Annotated in this window: 23 protein-coding genes; 9 read left to right on the forward strand and 14 right to left on the reverse strand. The window is 63.7% G+C overall.

Going from position 1 to position 19362, the window contains the following annotated elements:
- The first annotated feature begins 601 nt into the window (after positions 1 to 601).
- Entirely contained in the window at positions 602 to 1507 is a 906-nt protein-coding gene (locus tag VVT58_RS10455) for an ROK family protein (RefSeq protein WP_327755064.1), read from the forward strand.
- Here VVT58_RS10455 and VVT58_RS10460 read toward each other — a convergent pair.
- A complete protein-coding gene (locus tag VVT58_RS10460) occupies positions 1500 to 1781 on the reverse strand; it encodes a hypothetical protein (protein WP_327754956.1) in 282 nt (93 codons plus the stop codon). The two genes, VVT58_RS10455 and VVT58_RS10460, sit on opposite strands and share 8 nt — an antisense overlap.
- 235 nt (positions 1782 to 2016) lie before the next feature.
- On the opposite strand from VVT58_RS10460, the gene VVT58_RS10465 reads away from it, so the two are divergent.
- Together VVT58_RS10465 and VVT58_RS10470 are read left to right on the forward strand one after the other, a co-directional pair.
- A complete protein-coding gene (locus VVT58_RS10465; RefSeq protein ID WP_327754957.1) occupies positions 2017 to 2838 on the forward strand; it encodes a class I mannose-6-phosphate isomerase in 822 nt (273 codons plus the stop codon).
- A gap of 31 nt (positions 2839 to 2869) precedes the next feature.
- Complete coding sequence (locus tag VVT58_RS10470) at positions 2870 to 3487, forward strand: 5'-methylthioadenosine/S-adenosylhomocysteine nucleosidase (RefSeq protein ID WP_405053697.1); 618 nt, start codon at positions 2870 to 2872, stop codon at positions 3485 to 3487.
- Between the two features lie 240 nt (positions 3488 to 3727).
- On the opposite strand, the gene VVT58_RS10475 is transcribed toward VVT58_RS10470, so the two are convergent.
- The 4 genes from VVT58_RS10475 to petA all read right to left on the reverse strand — a co-directional run bounded on the left by VVT58_RS10475 (position 3728) and on the right by petA (position 7078).
- Positions 3728 to 4264, reverse strand: a complete 537-nt coding sequence (locus tag VVT58_RS10475; RefSeq protein ID WP_327754958.1) for an adenine phosphoribosyltransferase — start codon at positions 4262 to 4264, stop codon at positions 3728 to 3730.
- A 67-nt stretch (positions 4265 to 4331) separates the two neighbouring features.
- Positions 4332 to 5180, reverse strand: a complete 849-nt coding sequence (locus VVT58_RS10480) for a cytochrome c1 (RefSeq protein ID WP_327754959.1) — start codon at positions 5178 to 5180, stop codon at positions 4332 to 4334.
- Positions 5181 to 5195: 15 nt separating this feature from the next.
- Entirely contained in the window at positions 5196 to 6488 is a 1293-nt protein-coding gene (locus VVT58_RS10485; RefSeq protein ID WP_327754960.1) for a cytochrome b/b6, read from the reverse strand.
- Between the two features lie 11 nt (positions 6489 to 6499).
- Positions 6500 to 7078, reverse strand: a complete 579-nt coding sequence (gene petA / locus VVT58_RS10490; RefSeq protein ID WP_327754961.1) for a ubiquinol-cytochrome c reductase iron-sulfur subunit — start codon at positions 7076 to 7078, stop codon at positions 6500 to 6502.
- A gap of 194 nt (positions 7079 to 7272) precedes the next feature.
- Between petA and VVT58_RS10495 the strand changes: the two genes are divergently transcribed.
- The 3 genes from VVT58_RS10495 to VVT58_RS10505 are packed head-to-tail and all read left to right on the forward strand — an operon-like array spanning position 7273 to position 9230.
- A complete protein-coding gene (locus VVT58_RS10495; protein WP_327754962.1) occupies positions 7273 to 7743 on the forward strand; it encodes a TrmH family RNA methyltransferase in 471 nt (156 codons plus the stop codon).
- A 13-nt stretch (positions 7744 to 7756) separates the two neighbouring features.
- Entirely contained in the window at positions 7757 to 8608 is an 852-nt protein-coding gene (hemF, locus tag VVT58_RS10500; RefSeq protein ID WP_327754963.1) for an oxygen-dependent coproporphyrinogen oxidase, read from the forward strand.
- A 22-nt stretch (positions 8609 to 8630) separates the two neighbouring features.
- Entirely contained in the window at positions 8631 to 9230 is a 600-nt protein-coding gene (locus tag VVT58_RS10505) for a GNAT family N-acetyltransferase (protein WP_327754964.1), read from the forward strand.
- Here the strand turns inward: VVT58_RS10505 and VVT58_RS10510 are convergent.
- Positions 9212 to 10000 (reverse strand): hypothetical protein, encoded by a 789-nt coding sequence (locus VVT58_RS10510; RefSeq protein WP_327754965.1) that lies wholly within the window; start codon positions 9998 to 10000, stop codon positions 9212 to 9214. The two genes, VVT58_RS10505 and VVT58_RS10510, sit on opposite strands and share 19 nt — an antisense overlap.
- Positions 10001 to 10129: 129 nt before the next feature.
- Between VVT58_RS10510 and lipB the strand changes: the two genes are divergently transcribed.
- From lipB to VVT58_RS10525, 3 genes are all read left to right on the forward strand, one after another.
- A complete protein-coding gene (lipB, locus tag VVT58_RS10515) occupies positions 10130 to 10828 on the forward strand; it encodes a lipoyl(octanoyl) transferase LipB (RefSeq protein WP_327754966.1) in 699 nt (232 codons plus the stop codon).
- Between the two features lie 61 nt (positions 10829 to 10889).
- Positions 10890 to 11183: a hypothetical protein gene (locus VVT58_RS10520; RefSeq protein WP_066554771.1), complete on the forward strand. Its 294-nt coding sequence runs from the start codon at positions 10890 to 10892 to the stop codon at positions 11181 to 11183.
- A 75-nt stretch (positions 11184 to 11258) separates the two neighbouring features.
- A complete protein-coding gene (locus VVT58_RS10525; RefSeq protein WP_327754967.1) occupies positions 11259 to 11966 on the forward strand; it encodes a hypothetical protein in 708 nt (235 codons plus the stop codon).
- Between the two features lie 112 nt (positions 11967 to 12078).
- On the opposite strand, the gene queE is transcribed toward VVT58_RS10525, so the two are convergent.
- From queE to fliD, 8 genes are all read right to left on the reverse strand, one after another.
- Positions 12079 to 12726, reverse strand: coding sequence for a 7-carboxy-7-deazaguanine synthase (gene queE / locus VVT58_RS10530; protein ID WP_327754968.1), 648 nt, complete (start codon positions 12724 to 12726; stop codon positions 12079 to 12081).
- A gap of 4 nt (positions 12727 to 12730) precedes the next feature.
- On the reverse strand, positions 12731 to 13423 hold the full coding sequence (gene queC, locus VVT58_RS10535; RefSeq protein WP_327754969.1) for a 7-cyano-7-deazaguanine synthase QueC: 693 nt from the start codon (positions 13421 to 13423) through the stop codon (positions 12731 to 12733).
- A gap of 47 nt (positions 13424 to 13470) precedes the next feature.
- Complete coding sequence (locus tag VVT58_RS10540; protein ID WP_327754970.1) at positions 13471 to 13872, reverse strand: hypothetical protein; 402 nt, start codon at positions 13870 to 13872, stop codon at positions 13471 to 13473.
- A gap of 92 nt (positions 13873 to 13964) precedes the next feature.
- Positions 13965 to 14873: an Hsp33 family molecular chaperone HslO gene (locus VVT58_RS10545; protein WP_327754971.1), complete on the reverse strand. Its 909-nt coding sequence runs from the start codon at positions 14871 to 14873 to the stop codon at positions 13965 to 13967.
- Positions 14874 to 15138: 265 nt separating this feature from the next.
- On the reverse strand, positions 15139 to 16068 hold the full coding sequence (gene argF, locus VVT58_RS10550) for an ornithine carbamoyltransferase (protein ID WP_327754972.1): 930 nt from the start codon (positions 16066 to 16068) through the stop codon (positions 15139 to 15141).
- 58 nt (positions 16069 to 16126) lie between these two features.
- Entirely contained in the window at positions 16127 to 17323 is a 1197-nt protein-coding gene (locus tag VVT58_RS10555) for an aspartate aminotransferase family protein (protein ID WP_327754973.1), read from the reverse strand.
- 161 nt (positions 17324 to 17484) lie between these two features.
- A complete protein-coding gene (gene fliS / locus VVT58_RS10560; RefSeq protein ID WP_327754974.1) occupies positions 17485 to 17880 on the reverse strand; it encodes a flagellar protein FliS in 396 nt (131 codons plus the stop codon).
- Positions 17881 to 17901: 21 nt separating this feature from the next.
- A complete protein-coding gene (fliD, locus tag VVT58_RS10565) occupies positions 17902 to 19350 on the reverse strand; it encodes a flagellar filament capping protein FliD (RefSeq protein WP_327754975.1) in 1449 nt (482 codons plus the stop codon).
- Between the last annotated feature and the right edge of the window lie 12 nt (positions 19351 to 19362).

A 19362-nucleotide genomic window follows, 5' to 3' on the forward strand; every position in this document is an offset into this window, starting at 1 on the left:
ACAAAGGAAAAGCGGCACGCGCCACCGCGTAATGAGTTCAATGGTACCAACTTGATGAATGCGCAGCGTTCCGGTCATGTTTTCCTATGAGCGGACGCTCGGAAATTCGACGTGAAGGATGTGCCCATCTTGACCAAGCGGATGGCCGCTGCGGGCATCCCTGTGCAAGCGGCTCAGTTGACGGTAGTCCGCGCGCCATCCATCCGGCGGGAAACCCGTCGGCACGCAGCTTGATCGAGGGCCAAAGCTTGCGCGAAACTTGCGTGTGAATCGCTAAAAATCACGGTATGTTCGTTTTATGTTCTTCAGTTATGGAGTTCAAAAAGGCTGATTTATCAGCAATCTAGCCTTCACGTCCTGTGTTGACATCGCAGGGGTCGCAAGTTCAATCCTTGCCACGCCCACCATTGAAAACCCCGCTGACCTCGATAGGCCAGCGGGGTTTTTGATTTGGGCCGACCACCAATCAAGAGCTTGGGCTGCGTCTCGCATGAAGCCGGGACTGGACCGCCACCTTCGGAACAGACGGTAAAGCCGGGTGCTTCCGGACTTAAGAGGATTGGGCCAATATGATTGGAACGCGATGATGAACGCTGAACCGATGCTGGCCGGGGTCGAACTCGGGGGAACCAAGGTCTTCGTGCTGCGCGCACGCGGCAGGACGATAGTTGGCCGGGAGATAATTCCCACCACGACACCCGCCGACACGCTATCCAAGGCCGTCGCGATCCTGGAACGCTGGCATGCCGAGACGCCCTTCGCAGCGATCGGGATCGGCAGCTTCGGTCCGCTTCGTCTGGACCGCCGCGCACCCGATTTCGGCTTCATGCTGCCAACGCCCAAGCCCGGTTGGGCAGGCGCGGATATTTTCGGCACGCTGACCGCACCTTTCGATTGCCCCGCCGCGATCGATACCGACGTCAACGGCGCCGCGCTGGCGGAATTGCGTTGGGGAGCAGGCGCGCAAGCCGACGTGCCATCCGACAGCCTGTGCTACATCACCATCGGCACCGGCGTCGGCGGCGGCTTCGCCTTCAACGGCCGCACCGTCCATGGCGCCATGCATCCGGAGATCGGTCATATCCGCGTGCCCCGCGCTCCAGGCGACAACTTCGCAGGCAGTTGCCCCTTCCATGGCGACTGCATCGAAGGGCTGGTGTCCGGCCCCGCGCTCGCCAGGCGCTTCGGCATGCCGGGCCACGAAATCGATGCCGCCGACCCGCGCTGGAACGATGTGGCGAACGATATCGGGCATCTGGTTTCGACCATCCTGCTCAGCACCGCGGCGCGCCAGGTGCTGATCGGGGGGGGTGTCGGCATGGGGCGGTCCGATCTGCTGAACCAGGTCCGCGAGAAGGTCGTCGCCCAGCTTGGAGGCTATTTGCCGCATGTCGACAACGATAGCGTCAGCCGAATCGTTACCGTGCCGCTGCTGGGCGATCAAGCCGGCCCTCTGGGCACGGCGGCCTTGGCCATGGATGCGTTGAAAGGGACGGAAATCAATTGACTTTGTGCCCGCGGAAGAGCGGCAGGAAGATCATCGGCACGATCAGGGCGATCACGCCCGCGACCAAGGGATCGTCGACCAGTCGATAGACAATCGTGAAGAACATCAGGATCGCCGCCCCTGCCAGAAGAGGGAGGAGGGCACGAACCAAGCCTTCCTCCACCCTAGGAAGAACCTGCCGGGTCAGGGCCATGATGAGCCCCTCCCCTTGGCCTAGGCCGCGCCGGTCAGGCAGGCCCACGTCGAACTTCCTGTCCTTACCGGGCCGGTTCATGTTTCTTGATCCTCGCTGAAACTACCAGTTTCATATAGAAACTAGAAATCCAATTTCTAGACGCGAAGATCGCTACGCATCGTTTCCAGTCCGGACGGAAAGATGGTCTGCGGCCGTTCTCCCGTCATTGCAAAATATGATCATTGCCGTCGTCGCACGGTTTTCTGGTCAAGCATTCCGCCGCTTCCCGACAAGAGCGCTTGCCTGCCGGGAACGACCGCTCATAAAGAGCCACATGACCACGACCCGCCTTCTCACTCACTTGGTCGAAAAACCCTGGGGCCGCACCGACATCCCCTCCGCCATCGCCTCGACCGAAGGCAAGCGCATCGGCGAAGTCTGGTTCTCGCCGCCAAAGGAGGCCGGTCAGGCCAGGCCACTGCCGCTGCTGGTCAAATATATCTTCACCAGCGAGAAGCTGTCGGTGCAGGTTCACCCCAATGATGCGCAGGCGCAGAAACGGGGGCTGGCGGGCGGCAAGTCCGAATGCTGGTATATTTTGGACGCGGAGCCCGAAGCGCGGCTAGGCATCGGCCTGACACGCGACCTGCCGGTGCAGGAACTGCGCACCGCCGCCCTGAACGGCAAAATCGAAGCGCTGATGGACTGGAAGGCGGTGAGCGCAGGCAGCTTTTATTATATCCCCGCCGGTACGGTGCATACGATCGGCGGCGGTGTGACAATGGTGGAAATACAGCAGAATAACGACGTGACCTACCGCCTTTACGACTATGGCCGTCCGCGCGAACTGCATCTGGACGAAGCGATGGCCGTCAGCGTCGCCACGCCCCATGCGATGCCCGACCGCATCGTTCCGATCACTGCGGAAGAGACGCTGGTCGCAGGCTCCGATGCGCCCTTCATCCTGGACATGGTGCAGGGCAAGGCAGGAACCGTCCGGCAGATCGAGGGCAAGATGCTGTGGTTCATTCCGCTGACGGGCTCCGGCACGATCGATGGGCAGGCTTGGCGGCAGGGCGAATGCTGGCTGATCGAAGGGACCGCCAACCTTGCCATCGACACCGGCATGAGCGCGCTGCTTGCCCGCCTGCCCTGAGCGGACATCAATGAAAGAGAGGGGGACGGCCATGCCAAGCGGAGAAATGATCGCGAACAAGCGGATTCTGTTCGTGATGGCGGTCGAGGATGAATATGGGCCTCATCTCAAGGCACGATTCGATCCGTTGATGATCGGGGTCGGCCCCGTGGAAGCGGCGCTCAGCACCGGACTGGCGCTCCAGCGGCTGAACCAGGATCGGTCCTTGCCGGATCTCGTCGTTTCGCTGGGTTCGGCGGGATCGCGCATCTGCACCCTGGGTGAGGTCTATCAGGTCGCCAGCGTGTCCTGGCGGGACATGGATGCCTCCCGACTTGGTTTTCCCAAGGGCGTCACGCCTTTTTCGGATCATCCGGTCGAAATGCCGCTGCATACGCCGCTGGAACTGCGCGCTGCCCGGCTCTCCACAGGGGCGAATATCGTTGGTGGGGAGGATTATGCCGCGATCGACGCCGACATGGTCGACATGGAAACCTTTGCGGTGGTCCGCGCCTGCCAGCGCTTCGGAGTGCCGGTGATGGGGCTGCGGGGCATTTCCGATGGCCCCGGCGAACTGGGCGACATGCTGGGATGGACCCAATTGCTGGCGCTGCTGGACGAGCGCCTGGCGAAAGCGGTGGACATGCTGGAGGGCGCGCTTGGAGGGTAGACGTTTAACCTCATAGCGGAGCAATGGGTGGGGAGCGGATTTTCAGTTTCCGTTCGCCCTGAGCTTGTCGAAGGGTCTTGCTGAGCGAAGGGGAAGCATGGGAGCCTCGCTCCGCTCGGCTGAGGGCTTCGACTTGCCCAAGGCAAGTTTATCCTGAGCGCCTGCCTTGGCAGGCAGACGAAGGGCTCAGCCCGAACGGATTTCTCTCGTCAGCAATTGGCCAATTGCGGCCTTAACTGATCAATGCCCTTCAAAGGCAATGATCGCCGCAGACGCCACGCCGTCCGCTTCCAGCGCCGCCATGCCACCCAGATCGGGCAGATCGATGGCAAAAAGCGCCATCAACACGGTCGCACCCTGCTCACGGACCAGTTGAGCCGCCGCGAGCGCGGTGCCGCCGGTCGCGATCAGATCGTCCACCAGCACCACCCGCGCGCCATCCGGAATCTGCCCTTCATGCAGTTCCAGCCTGTCGGTGCCATATTCCAGCACATAATCGATGCCGACGGTTTTGCCGGGCAGCTTGCCTTTCTTGCGGACGGGCACGAATCCCACCCCCAGCGCATGGGCCAACGCCGCGCCCAGAATGAAACCACGCGCCTCGATCCCCACGATGAACGCCGGATCGAGCGGCCGGGCGACCGCCGCCATGCGCTCCACCAGTTCTGCGAGGCCAGCCCCGTCCGCCAGCAGAGTCGTGATGTCCCGGAACTGGATGCCGGGCTTGGGGAAGTCGAGGATGGTGCGGACCAGGGCCGCCAGACTGTCAGCGCTCATCTTTGCCTCATAAGAAAAAGGGGGCCCGGTTTCCCGTGCCCCCTCCCATGTCCGTTTCAGGTCGCGATCAGGCGGCCTTTTTCTTGTCCGCCCAGATATTCTGATAGGCCATATAAGCCAAGCCCGTCGCGATCAGCAGGAAGAAGATCGTCGCCAGACCCGCGCGGCGGCGGTTTTCCAGCTTGGGTTCGGCCGTCCAGGTCAGGAAGGCCGCGACGTCCTGCGCCATCTGGTCGACCGACGCCTTGGTGCCATCGCCATAGGTCACCTGACCGTCGGCCGTCAGCGGCGGCGCCATGGCAAGGTTCAGGTTGGCGAAATAGGGGTTGTAGTGCAGCCCGTTCGGCGTCTTGGCGTCGGGGAATTCCTTCAGCAGCTCAGCCGGCTGCGGCTGGAAGCCCGTCAGCAGCGAATAGACATAGGCGCTGCCATGGTGGCGGGCCTTGGTCATCAGCGAGAGATCCGGCGGGATCGCATTGTTGTTCGCCGCCATCGCCGCGACATTGTTGGCGAAAGGCTTGGGGAAATAATCCGCCGGGATCGGGTCGCGGGTCGACATCTCGCCCGTCTTGGGGTCGATGTCGGGGGTCTTGATCGCCCACTGCTTGGCGATCGCCTTGATCTCCGCCTCGTTATAACCAATGCCCTTGAGGTCGCGGAAAGCGACGAACTTCAGGCTGTGACAGGCCGAGCAGACCTCCTTGAAGACCTGGAACCCGCGCTGGAGCTGCGCCTGGTCGAACTTGCCGAAGGGGCCGTCGAACGAGAAAGCGACATGCTTGGGATCGCGGTGGAATTCATGTTCCACCGTGACCGCCGGCGGCTCGGTGACATAGGCCACCGCGCCCACCAGGAAGGAAACCAACAGCCAGCCAGCGAAAAAGAGGCCGACGAGAAATGCGCCAATGCGAACCATCTTCTGCCTACCCCCTTATTCGGCCGGAACCGCGGCGAGTTCGCCGTCGGTCTTGCCATATTTCGCCAGCACCGCCTCGGTGATCGAGTTCGGCAACGGCAGCGGCTTTTCAAAGCGCGAGATCAGCGGAAGGATGATCAGGAAGTGCGCGAAATAATAAGCCGCAGCGACCTGAGAGATCATCACATAGGGTTCCGCCGCCGGCGCGCCGCCGCAATAACCCAGGACAAATACGTCGAGGATCAGGATCCAGAAGAACTTCTTGAAGGTCGGGCGATAGCTGCCCGAACGCACGCCCGAGGTGTCGAGCCAGGGCAGGAAGAAGAGCAGCAGGATCGACGCGAACATCGCCAGCACGCCCAGCAGCTTCGCCGGAACGAAGAAGAAGTCGACGGTGAAGGCGCGCAGGATCGCGTAGAAGGGCCAGAAATACCATTCCGGCACGATATGCGCGGGCGTCGAGAGCGGGTTCGCCTCGATATAGTTATCCGGGTGACCCAGATAGTTCGGCGCATAGAATAGCAGGATCGCGAAGATGATCAGGAACACGCCCGCCCCGAAGCCGTCCTTCGCGGTGTAATAGGGGTGGAAGGGCACAGTGTCCTGCGGCCCCTTCACTTCCACGCCGGTCGGGTTGGACGAGCCCGGAATGTGCAGCGCCCAGATGTGCAGGATCACCACCGCCGCGATCACGAAGGGCAGCAGGAAGTGCAGCGAGAAGAAGCGGTTGAGCGAGGCGTTGCCGGGCGCGAAACCGCCAAGCAGCCAGGTCTGGATCGGCTCGCCCACCACGGGGATCGCGCCGAACAGGCCGGTGATCACCTTCGCGCCCCAATAGGACATCTGACCCCAGGGCAGCACATAGCCCATGAAGGCGGTCGCCATCATCAGCAGGAAGATGACGAGGCCCAGCAGCCACACCATTTCGCGAGGCGCCTTGTAGGAGCCGAAATAGAGGCCGCGGAAGATGTGCAGATAGACGACGATGAAGAAGAAGCTGGCGCCATTGGCATGCGCATAGCGCATCAGCCAGCCCGCATTCACGTCGCGCATCGTGTGTTCGACGGTGCTGAATGCAACCGCGGCGTTCGCGCCATAGTGCATCGCCATGATCACGCCGGTGACGATCTGGATCATCAGCGCCAGACCGGCGAGCACGCCGAAGTTCCAGAAATAATTGAGGTTGCGCGGCACCGGATAGCCGGCGCCCACGGCGTTGTAGACGAGGCGCGGCAGCGGCAGCTTCTCGTCGATCCACTGCATCGCGGGATGCTTGGGAGTATAATGTTCAGCCCATGGAAAGCTCATGACAGTCCCCCTCAACCCACGAGAATGGCGGTGTCGGAAGTGAAGCTGTACTTCGGCACTTCCAGGTTCTTCGGCGCGGGGCCTTTGCGGATACGGGCGGCGGTGTCGTAGGACGAACCGTGGCAGGGGCAGAAATAGCCGCCGAACTCGCCGCGATTCTCACCCTCGCCCGCGCCCAGCGGCACGCAGCCCAGATGGGTGCAGACGCCCATGGTGATCAGCCACTGCTTCTTGCCGTCGACCGTGCGTTCCTCCAGCGTCTGCGGATCGCGCAGCGTGGACGGATCGACCTTGTCGGCCTCGGCTATTTCCTTGTCGGTCAGGTGCCGCACGAACAGCGGCTGCGACCGGAAGGTGGTCTTGATCGCCTGACCCGGCTGGATCGACGAGATATCGACTTCGGTCGACGCGAGCGCCAGCACATCCGCGCTGGGGTTCATCTGGTCGATCAGCGGCACGACGACCGCGACCGCACCGACGCCGGCGAAACTCACCGCGGCGATATTGATGAAATCACGCCGGCGAACACCATCGCCGCCCCCACCGGAGACGGATGCCGCCTCACTCTCCACATGTTCAACGATCGCCATGCACCTCAACCCTTGCAAGAACGTCCCTGGCCCCGCCGCATTGCCCCTTATGGCTATGTTATCAGGAGAGCCGCGGCGCCCATATATATATGGGCGCGCTTTTCCCCCTGGCGCGGTTTGCAGGCCTGATAACCGTAGGATGCGCCATTTGCCAAGCAATTTAGACAGGCTATGACAATTAACCGGGCTGTTCTATGGCGCGGGCTATGCGTATCGCCCTTTACCAACCCGAAATCGCCGGCAATGTCGGCGCAATTCTGCGCCTTGCCGCCTGCTTTTCCGTGCCCGTTGACATCATCATGCCGATGGGATTCGCCTTTTCCGACGCAAAGCTGAAGCGGGCGGCGATGGATTATGGCGCGTCGGCCGATGTGACGCGCCACGCCAATTTCGAGGCGTTCGATGCCCTTCGCCGGGCGCGGGGACGGCGGCTGATGCTGATGAGCAGCCATGCCTCGCAGCGCCTGCCCGATGTCGAATTCCGTGCCGACGACATATTGCTGATGGGGTCGGAAAGCGCCGGCGTGCCCGATGCCGTCCGCGATCTGGCGGATGTGCGCGTGCGCATTCCGATGGCGCCGGGCTTTCGATCCTTGAACATCGCCGTTTCTACGGGCATCGCGGTTGCCGAGGCTCTTCGCCAGACTGGACGTTTCCCGCAATGACCGAGTTTCCAACATGACATTGTCTCTCAATCCGCATCAGCAAGCCGCCCGCAACTGGTTCGAATCGCTTCGGGATCGCATCTGCGCCGAATTTGAGGCGATCGAGCGCGAGGCAGGTTCCGATGCCCGCTTCGACTATATAGCCTGGGATCGCGAGGCTCCCGGCCTGGCTGCCGGAGAAGGCGGCGGCGGCGTGCGCGGCGTCATGAAGGGCAAGGTGTTCGAGAAGGTCGGCGTCAACGTCTCGACCGTCGGTGGCGCCTTTTCGCCCGAATTCGCCAAGACCATCCATGGCGCGAACGACGACCCGAGCTTCTTCGCCACCGGCATCAGCCTGGTCGCGCATATGGCCAGTCCCCATGTGCCCGCCGTGCACATGAACACGCGCTATCTGGTGACGTCGAAAAGCTGGTTCGGCGGCGGCGCCGACCTCAACCCGCCCTTGCCGCGCGATGAGGACACGGCCCATTTCCATGATGTGCTCAAGGCCGCCTGTGATGCCCATGACGCCGACTATTATCCCCGCTTCAAGGCATGGGCGGACGACTATTTTTTCATCCCCCATCGCGGCGTGCATCGTGGCGTCGGCGGGATTTTCTACGATCATCTGGAGGGCGACTTCGACGCCAATTTCGCCTTTACCCGCGATGTGGGCGAAGCCTTCCTCAAGGCCTTCCCTCCTATCGTCCGCCGCCGGATGAACGAAAGCTGGTCGGAGGAAGAGTATGCCCGCATGCTGGAATGGCGCGGCCGCTATGCCGAATTCAACCTGGTGCATGATCGCGGCACGCTGTTCGGGCTCAAGACCGGGGGCAATGTCGATGCGATCCTGATGAGCCTGCCGCCGATGGCGAGCTGGAGCTGACCCCGCCCGTGAGCCTGACGCCATGAGCCTGACAACCGTCCCCGACGGCCAGATCGCGACGATCGTCACCCATCTGGAAATGCGGGAGCGGCCCCGGCCCGCACCGATGCCGCCCGCCCCGCTGCGGCTGGTGCCGTGGAAGACCCCGACGCCCGACGCCTATCGCGCGCTGTTCCGGCGCGTTGGCGAGCCGTGGCTATGGTTCTCCCGCCTGGCGATGGACGATGCGGCGTTGACGGCGATCATCCACCATCCCGCTGTCGAGATCTACGCCGTGACCGACCCGCGCGGCGTGGAGGTCGGACTGCTGGAGCTGGATTTCCGCTCATTGCCCGATTGCGAGCTGGCCTTTTTCGGGCTGATCCCGACGCTGAACGGCAAGGGATTGGGCAAATGGCTGATGGCGCAGGCCAAGACGCTGGCCTGGCGCAAGGATGTCACACGCTTCTGGGTGCATAGCTGCACGCTGGACAGCCCGGCAGCGCTGGGTTTTTACCAGAAGGCAGGCTTCGTGCCGACTAAGCGCGAGGTCGAGATCTTTGCCGATCCGCGATTGGCCGGTTTATTGTCGCCCGACGCCGCGCCCCATGTGCCGATGCTGGGTCAGTCGGCTACGGCCTGACGATAGAGCCGCGCCAGCATCACCAGCATATAGACCTGCACCACCGTCGAGACGGCGGCGGTAGCCACACCGCCGATCAGCCGTCCACCGGCCTGCCCGCCGATCAGCGTGCCGATGACGCCGAAAACGGACTGCGCCGCGCCCCCGGCAATGGCCGACAACAACGTCAACACCAGCACGAAACCCAGCAGCCGCCAGAAATGCCCCCGCGTCAGCGCCCAGCCGTGGCGCAGCGAAGCCATCACCCCCTCCGTCCCGTCGATCACCACGGGGTTGAGCAGCAACAGCCGCACGCTGGCGAAGATGGTGACGGCGACCACCCCCGCGCCCAGCAGCAGGGCCAGGGTTGCACCCAGCGGCTTGGCGACCAGCGACAGCGCGGTCACGACCAGCGTCGCGGCGATCACCGCCCCGGCCAGAAAGCCTGCGACCACCAGCGCGGTGCCCAGCAGCACCGGCAAGCGCGCGCAACTCAGCCGCAGCGCCTCCCCCACGCTGATGCCGGGACGCAGGGCCAGCGCAAACAGCGTCAGCGATCCGAACCAGATGATGACGACCGCCAGCATCATAGCCAGCCAGAAGCTGCCCGGCACCTGCGGCATGGTCGCTTCCGACAGGTTCCATTTGGCGAGTTCGGGCGGCGTCATTTCCTGCAGAATCAAGCCTGGCAGCGCCACGAACAGCAGGGCGACCGGAAACAGCAGGCTGCTTTCGCGCGAGACGAAGGCGACCGCCTCCTCCCAAGCCTTGCCGATGGACATTGTCGCCATATCTTTAACCCTGTTGTTTGCTGCCGCATCGCTTCTTGCGCAAAATCGGTTCCCGCTTTTGCCCGCGATGCTTTTGGAAAAACGCGGAGGAGACTTGATCGCTCGCTCACGCCAAGTCAAGGAAGCGCCATGTCGTCCCTGCCCCAGCCCTTAGCCGAAACCATTGAATGGCGCGTGGAAAGCGCGCCCGTCGACTATCCCACGGCGCTGGCGGAGATGGAGGCGCGGGCGGCGGCGATCTTCGAAGGGCGGGCCAGCGAACGGGTCTGGCTGCTCGAACATCCGCCACTTTACACGGCAGGCACCAGCGCCGATCCGGCCGAACTGCTCGATCCGCGCTTTCCCGTCCATGATGCCGGGCGCGGGGGACGCTATACCTATCATGGGCCTGGCCAGCGCATCGGCTATCTCAACATCGACCTTGGCAAGCGCGGCAAGGATGTGCGCAACTTCGTCCATCATCTGGAAGGCTGGATGATCGATGCGCTGGGCGACATGGACATCGCCGCCCGCCGCGCGGAGGGACGGATCGGCATCTGGACCGACGACCGCCAAGGACGCGAGGCGAAGATCGGCGCGCTCGGCATAAGGGTGCGGCGCTGGGTCACGCTCCACGGCTTTTCGATCAATGTCGATCCCGATCTGTCCCATTTCGGAGGCATTGTGCCGTGCGGCCTGGCCGAATATCCGGTAACCAGCATCGCCGCGCTCGGCAAAAAAGCGTCGATGACGGAACTGGACGCGGCGCTAGCCCGGCATTTCCCGGCCTTTATCGGCCGGCTGCGCCGCTGTCCCACGGGGGTTGAGCAATGCGAGACGGGCCGCTAGGGTCGCCGCTTTCGCCAGGTGGGGGGCTGCCGGGCATGCTTGAACGCTTGAGGAGACCCGGATGCGTCCTGACGCGAAGACGATGGTGAAGACGCTGATTTTGACGGGCTGCATCGCGCTTGCCGGATGCGGCAGCAAGAAGGAAAGCAGCACCGCCGTTCCGATGAACAATCTGGAAGTGGTGGATGGCACCGCAACCGACGCCATGACCGATCTGGACGGCGTGCAGAGCGAGGGCACCGCCATGGCCGTGCCCGCGAACCGCAGCGACAATGCAGCCGCTCCGGCTCCCGCTCCCAAGAATGAGAGCGCGGAAAAGCCCGCCGCGGATACGGAAGTGCTGTCGGATCAATAGGCTGGCGTCCGCGTTCAGGCGTGATACAGACGAACCGGAGATAGTTCGCAGCGGTCGCTTCAAAGAGGGATTTCGATGACATTCCGTTCCATAGTGCACGGGTCCTTTTGGCGCAGGGCCGTCCTGGGATTGGCCGCGCTGGCGGCGCCGTTGTTGACGCAGCCGGCCGCCGCGCAATTTTTCTGGTCGCCACCCGATTTCTCCACCCCGCCCCTGACGGATGCGGAGGCAGCCACCGCGCTCGCCCTGCCGGGCGCAAACCCGGCGGAGATCAAGGCGGGGCTGGTGTGGAACCTGCGCGCCGCGCTCAACGTCGCGGCGCTGCAATGCCAGTTCGAACCGACCCTGCTGTCGATCAGCAATTACAACGCCATGATCGCCCATCATGACGCCGAACTGGACGCGGCGCAGGCCACGCTGCTCGGCTATTTCCAGCGCACCGTCGGCAAGGGCAAGCCCGGCCAGATGGCGTCGGACCAATATGGCACTCGCATCTATTCGGGCTATTCGACGGTGCAGGCGCAGCGCGGCTTCTGTCAGGCGGCGGCGCTGGTGGGGCGGCAGGCGATATTCGCCCAGCGCGGGACGCTCAACGACGTGGCGCGCAATGGTCTTGGCTCGATCAAGAAGTCGCTGATCCTGGCCGGCGAGCAATTTTATGGCGATCCGGGGCGCAGCTATTCGCTGACACTGCCGTCCTTCGACCCCAAATGCTGGAAGAAGGGCAAGATGCTGCCCGCCTGCCAGATCGCGTGGAACCAGAAGACCGGCGTTCAGCCCTGAGAGATTGATGGCTGTGATTGGCCAAAAGTGGACGTTGATAATATCGTCATCCCAGCGAAAGCTGGGATGACGGAAATGATGTCCGGCAGCCACCCAATTCAGCCAGCGCGCTCTAACGCAACCCCAGATATTTGTGCGACTGGAGGCTTAGGCGCCAGCGCGGCCTGTCCATCACCAGATCCACCGCAGCCTGGGCGTTTTTCGCCGCATCGGGGTCATCCAGCGGCTGCACCAACAAATGATCGAAGGCCCAGCCTTCCATATCCTCGACATCGGCCAGGCTATGCCCTAGCCCCGGCTGCGGCCAGACCAGCTTCAGCTCATTGCCGCTGCGCTGGACCACCTCGCTGCCCGCCTTGGGGCTGATACACACCCAGTCCAGCCCAGGATGCGCAGGCAAAGTGCCGTTGCTCTCGATCGCGATGGCAAAGCCGCGCGCATGCAGCGCATCGACCAGCGCATCATCGATCTGGAGCATCGGCTCCCCGCCGGTGAGAACGATATAGCGCCCCTCCCGCCCCTCACCCCAAAAGGCCAGAGCCGCATCGGCCAGGCTGTCCGCATCGGCAAATTTGCCGCCGCCATCGCCATCCGTGCCGACGAAATCCGTGTCGCAGAATTGGCAGATCGCGCTTGCCCGATCCTGTTCCCGCCCGCTCCAGAGGTTGCAGCCGGCAAAGCGCAGGAACACCGCCCGGCGTCCGGCATGGACGCCCTCTCCCTGCAAAGTCAGGAACATTTCCTTGACGGCATAGCTCATGATGTCAGGGCTTTACCGCATAGATGGTGGGATCGGGCAGCCCGGCTTCCACGAACCCCTTGGAACGCAGGCGGCAACTGTCGCACAGGCCGCAATGCTTGCCATCGGGCGTCGGATCGTAGCAGGACCAGCTCAGCCCCGCGTCCAGCCCCAGCCGGTGGGCCTCGCGCACGATATCGGCCTTGCTCATATGCTGGAGCGGCGCGTTGATGTGGATGGGATGGCCCTCGACCCCGGCCTTGGTGGCCAGCGCCGCCATCTTCTGGAAGGCGTCGATGAACTCCGGGCGGCAGTCGGGATAGCCCGAATAATCCAGCGCGTTGACGCCGATGAACACGTCGTTCGCGCCCGCCACTTCCGCCAGGCCCAGGGTCAGCGACAGGAAGATGGTGTTGCGCGCGGGCACATAGGTCACGGGAATGCCGGGGCCGACCCCGCCCTTGGGCACGGCGATGTCGGCGGTCAGCGCCGACCCGCCAAAGGCCGTGAGGTCGAGCGGCAACACGATATGCGAGATCGCGTTGAGCGCCGTCGCCACCCGGCCCGCCGCCCGCAATTCCAGGCGGTGGCGCTGATTATAATCGATCGAGAGCGCAAGCACGCGATAGCCGGCCTCGCGCGCCAGCCCGCCCGCAACCATGGAGTCGAGCCCGCCCGACAGCAGGACGACGGCGAATTTTCCGCTATTGGCAACCATAAGCCTCGCGCTACCCCTCCCGACGCGTCAGCGCAAGCGCGTCCAGCCTAATGACAGGCGCCCGCCCACCGCCCTTCCAGCGCGAAGGCGAAGGGCGCGCCATTGGCGATGCCCTGCGACTGGATCTGCACCAGCCGCGAGGTTTCGATGCGAAGATCGGTCCGCCCATTGCCCGCCGCTCCGCATTCATAGGTGACGACCAGCCGGTTGACCGTGTCGCCGACGGTGAAGCTCTTGCAGCTATTGCCGGCATGGCGGCTTTGCAAAAGCTGGTTGAGATTGGAAATGCAGAGCTTGCGGACCGCGCCGTCCGCACCCCGCTCGCGCAATTCCCATTGGCCCGCTTCCAGCCCCTTGGGCAGGCGCGACTGGGGAGCCGACGCCTGAACGGCGCCGCCCGCCAACATCATCGCCAATGCCGCCGCAAGGGTGCGCAAGCCTGCCGTCATTCCGATCCCCCTGTCGATCACCGACTGATCTGGATCAGCCTTGCCTGCCAATTGCGGCAATTTGATAGCAGAATTGGCGCGGACGCCAGCGCTCAATCTCCCACGAAACTGTCGAGCGGCACCGGGAAGAGGCGCGAGCAGAAGGCGCAATCGACGCCGATGACCCCCCGATCGTCGGCCATTTCCGCCCGCTCGGCCGCCGGAAAGCGGCCAATGACGCTGCGGATATGGTCGAGATCGCAGCGGCAGCCCTTGCTGAGCGCCGTCGAATCGGTGACGCGCACCTCATCCTCTTCATGGAACAGCCGCCAGACGATATCGGTCAGCGGCAGCTCGCCATCGGTCAGCTCCGCATCCTTGAGCGTATGGGCCAGCGCCTGGACATGCTCCCATTCCGGATGGTCGTGGCGGACGTGCAGCCGCTCGCGCCCAACCTCGCCTTCGGGCAGATGCTGGAGCAGCAGCCCGGCCGCCAGACATCCCTCGCCCGGATCGTGGCGGGTCGCGATCTGGATGATGCTGGGAATCTGTTCGGACTGGAAGAAATAATGCTCCGCCGCGTCCGCCAGCGATTCGCCATCCAGCGGCACGATGCCCTGATAGCGCTCGCCGCTTACCGCCTGATCGAAGGTGATGGCGAGGTAGCCCTTGCCGAACAGGCCGAAGAGCGTCGGATCGGGACCGAGTTCGGCCAGCCGGTCGGCGTCGAACTTGGCATAGCCCCGCACTTCGCCACCCTTGTAATCGGCCACGAGCAGGCTGACGACGCCATTTTCGGTCTGCGCCTGCATGGTGAGTTGCCCGCCGACATCCTTGAGCATCGTGCCGAGCAGCGCCGCCAGCACCAGCGCGGAGGCGAGCAGACGCTCGATCTGCGGCGGATAGGCATGAGCGGCCAGAACATCGTCGAGGACCGGCCCCAGCCGCACGATCCGCCCACGCGCATGGCGCGAAGGGATGGTGAAGCCCAAGGCTTGGTCGAGTGAGGCGGAAGAGGTCAAATCAGGCTCCGTGTGGCGCGCCAGAGCGGGCCGGTCATGCAAAGGCGCTTAGATAGGGGGCGATCGTCGGGCTTGCAAATGGGCTTTGGCTGGGTTGGGTGGGAAGCCGACTGGATGTTCGGTCTGGGTAAACCGTGCTCCTGCGCAGGCAGGAGCCCAGTTCCGCCCTCCGTATATCATCACATCGTCTGAACTGGGTTCCTGCCTGCGCAGGAACACGACGCGCTTACGGCGCCTAACAACTCAAACAACAGCTCACCCAAACTCAACCAAGTCGGCCCAGCGCCCAGAGCAGCACCGACTTCTGGGCATGGATGCGGTTTTCCGCCTCGTCCCAAATCACGGACTGCGGGCCGTCGATCACCGCCTCCACCACTTCCTCGCCGCGATGGGCGGGCAGGCAGTGCAGGAACTTCGCCGTCGGCTTGGCCAGCGCCATCAATTCGGGCGTCACCTGATAAGGCATCATCGCCGCCAGCTTTTCCTCGGCATGGGATTGGCCCATGGAGATCCAGGTGTCGGTGACGACGATATCGGCGCCCGCCACCGCCGCCTGCGGATCGCGGCTGTGGATAATCTGCGCGCCCCGCGCGCGGGCTTCGGCTTCGAAAGACGGGTCGGGATCATAGCCTTCGGGCACCGCAATCCGCACATCGAACTTCATCAGGCCCGCCGCCTCGACGATCGAATGGAGGACGTTGTTGCCATCGCCGAGCCAGGCCCACTGGCTGCCCGGCAGCGCCACGCCATGTTCCACCACGGTCAGCAGGTCCGCGACGATCTGGCAGGGATGCGACAGATCGGTCAGGCCGTTGATCACCGGAACGCTGGCATGATGCGCCATTTCCTCGATCTTCGCATGATCGTCGGTGCGGATCATGATCGCGTCGCACATGCGGCTGAGCACCCGCGCCGTGTCGGCAACGGTTTCGCCGCGTCCGAGCTGGCTGGTCGCGCCGTCCAGGATCAGCGACGTGCCGCCCAATTGGCGGATCGCCATGTCGAACGATACGCGGGTCCGGGTCGAATTCTTCTCGAAGATCATCGCCAGCGTATGCCCGGCCAGCGGCGCGTCGGCATCGGCCTGCCCCTTGGGCCAGCTTTTACGCGCCGCCTTCCGGTCGATGGCGTCGGATATCATGGCGGCAATCGCATCGCCACCGGCGTCACTCAGATTCAGAAAATGTCTGGTCATGATAACCCCCAATCCCATCCTCCGCCCGCTTCACGCGAACGGAGGGGGATGATTGGCGTCAGGCCGCGTTCGCGTCCCCAAAGCTCCGCGCACCGGCCGAAATCCTTTCGATGCATTCGGAAATATGGCTTTCCTCGATGACGAGCGGCGGCAGGATGCGCACGACATTCTGCCCCGCCGACACGGTCAGCAGGCCATGATGGTCGCGCAGATGCGCCACGAAAGCGCGGGCGTCATGACTGTCCTTCATCTTGACGCCCAGCATCAACCCCATGCCGCGCACATCCTCGAACATGCCGTCATGATTGGGGATGAGCTGCTCCAGCGCCGAACGCAGACGCGCGCCCATCGCCTTCACATGGTCGAGGAAACCTTCGCCCAGCACCTCGTCCAGCACGGTCATGCCGACCGCCATGGCCAGCGGATTGCCGCCATAGGTCGACCCATGGGTGCCGAACACCATGCCCTTGGCCGCTTCCTCGGTGGCAAGGCAGGCGCCCAGCGGGAAGCCCGCGCCGATGCCCTTGGCCACCGCCATGATGTCGGGCGTCAACCCATATTGCTCATGCGCGAAGAAGGTGCCGGTGCGGGCATAGCCGCACTGCACTTCGTCCAGGATCAGCAGCAGCCCCTTCTCATCGCACAGCTTGCGCAGGCCCGACAGGAACTCCTGGGTCGCGGGCGTGACGCCGCCCTCACCCTGCACGGGCTCCAGCATGATCGCGGCGGTATCCTCGTCGACCGCGGCGGTCGCCGCCGCCAGATCGTTGAACGGCACCACGTCGAAACCGGGCAGCAGCGGCTCGAACCCGTCGCGCATCTTGGGCTGGCTGGTCGCGGAGATGGTGCCCAGCGTCCGCCCGTGGAAAGCGTTGTCGAAGGTCACGATCTTGTGCCGGTGCGCCTCGCCATTGGCGTAGTGATAGCGGCGCGCGGTCTTGATCGCGCATTCCACGGCCTCGGCGCCCGAATTGGTGAAGAACACCGTATCGGCAAAGGTCGTGTCGACCAGACGCTGCGCGAATTTCTCGCCCAGCGGCATGCCGTAGAGGTTCGACGTGTGCATCAGCGTCGCGGCCTGATCCGCGATCGCCTTGACCAGCTTGGGATGGCCATGGCCCAGCAGGTTGACCGCGATGCCGCTGGCGAAATCCAGATAACGCTCACCGCGCTCCCCGATCAGATAGCAGCCCTCGCCTCGGACCGGGCGTACATCGCACCGGGGGTAAACGGGCATGAGCGGCGTAATCGACATGATCCTTCCCTTTCTGGGCTGATGCAAACACTTCCGAAACGCAAAAAGGCGGCCCCCGCCGGGCCGCCCTTTGCGAGCGCTGCCTATACAGGCGCGCCTTTGATGGCGCAACCCCATGCAACATGTCCGTCATCCCAGCGCAGGCTGGGATGACGGATGTCTTACGCGATCTGGTTCCACGCTTCCGCGATCTCACCGATCATGACGCGGGCCTGATCGACCGGGGCGGCATCATGCTCCTTGGCGCCGGCCAGCAGCAGACGGCGGGCTTCGCGATAGATTTGCGCCAGGCCGGTCGCGATGTCGCCGCCCTTGTCGAAGTCCAGGCTCGATTCGAGCGCGAACAGGATCGACATGGCACGCGCCTGCTTGTCCGATACCTTCAGGCGGTCGCCATTGCGTTCGGCCAGAGCCGTCGCGTCCAGCGCCAGCACCAGTTCGTCGAACAGCACCTTGACCAGCGCATGAGGCGTCGCGCCCTCGATCCGGCTGCCAGTGTGGACCGCCGCATAACGCCGCGCCGCCGCGCCGCCGAAACCACCATGATTATAGAACATGATCTTCCTGACTCTTTTTTATCAATTGTCGCTTTTGGTCCACAGCGCCACCTGTTGCGTCAGGTAGCTCTGCGTTGCCTTGAGGGCGGACAGCCGGGTTTCCATGGCCGAATAGACCTTGGTGAGCTGCGCCTGATAATCCGTCATCTGGGTGTCGAGCTTCTCAAGCTGCTTGGCCAGATCGTCGGCCAGCGCCTTGTACTTGCTTTGCGAGGTAGCGAGCGGGCCGTCGGTCTTCTGGATATTGTCGCGCACGCTGTCCATCAGCCCGGCAAGGCCGATATTGGTCACCGTCTTGACCGAAGGGTTCAGCATCTGCGTGATCGCCGTCGGATCGGCCGCGATCGCCTTGTCCAGCGCCTTGGTGTCCAGCGAGATCGTGCCGTCGCGATTGGTGCTGATGCCCAGATCGTTCAGCGTCTTGTAAGTGCCGGTCGAGGTGAGCTGCGTCGAGACCATCTGCGACAATTGCCGCTTCATGTCGCGGATCGAGGATTCGCCGTTCAGCACGCCCGCATTGGAAGAGTCCGTGCCGGTCGAGGTCGCCGTGTTCAGCGCCTTCATCAGCGTGTTATAGGCGTCGACGAACTCGACCATCAGGTCGCGCATGGAGGTCGTCGGCTCGGCCGTGGAGAGCGTGACGCTGGTGCCGGGCGCGGCCTTGTTCAGGTCGATGCGCAGATAGGGGATCGCGCTGTCGATCGTGTTCCCGGCATAATGCTGTTCCACCCCGTCGAGCAGGATGATCGAATCCTTGGGCTGTGCGGCGGAGCTCATCCTGCTGCCGGCAGGCGGGGTGGTCGCGGACCAGGCGAATTGGGACAGGTCGGCGCCCGTCGTCGCATCGGTGGTGGAAGAAACCGTGGTCAGCGAAACATCATTCGCCGCGCCGGTTGGTCCCTTGAGCATCAGCCGCGTGCCCTGGGAGTCCGTGACGACGGTCGCGGTCACGCCCGCCCCCGAACTGTTGATCGCGGCAGCCAGGCCCGTATAGCTGTTGTTGGTCGCGCTGATCGTGATGGAAACGGGGCTGCCGTTGCCGACCTGCAGGGACAATTCCCCGATGCCGACGGTCGCCGCAGCACCCTGCGCGGCGTCCTGATTGGCGTTGACCGTAGAGACCAGGGTCCGCGCCGAAGCGAGCTGATTGACGACGATCTGCGCGGGAAGGCCGCTCGGCGTGCCGCCGGGCAGCGCGCTGACGGAAGCGATGCTGGCGTCGTTGGAGGCAGGCGTGCCCGAATAGCCGGTGCCCGCGAGCAGGCTGTTCAACGCATCGGCAAAGGTATCGAGCGAACTGGAAGCGGAGGCCAGCGCGGAAATGCGCGCGCTGTTCAGCGTCTGGCGGCTGGTGATGGCCGTCTGCTTGGGCTCCTTGCTTGCGCTGACCAGGCTGGAGACGAGCGAGGCGGTATCGATGCCCGATCCCGCGCCAAGCGCCGTCAAGATGCTGCTGCTCACCGAAGTCATGGGCCGTCCTTT

This window comes from Sphingobium sp. SJ10-10 (assembly GCF_036038995.2).
Taxonomy (GTDB): domain Bacteria; phylum Pseudomonadota; class Alphaproteobacteria; order Sphingomonadales; family Sphingomonadaceae; genus Sphingobium.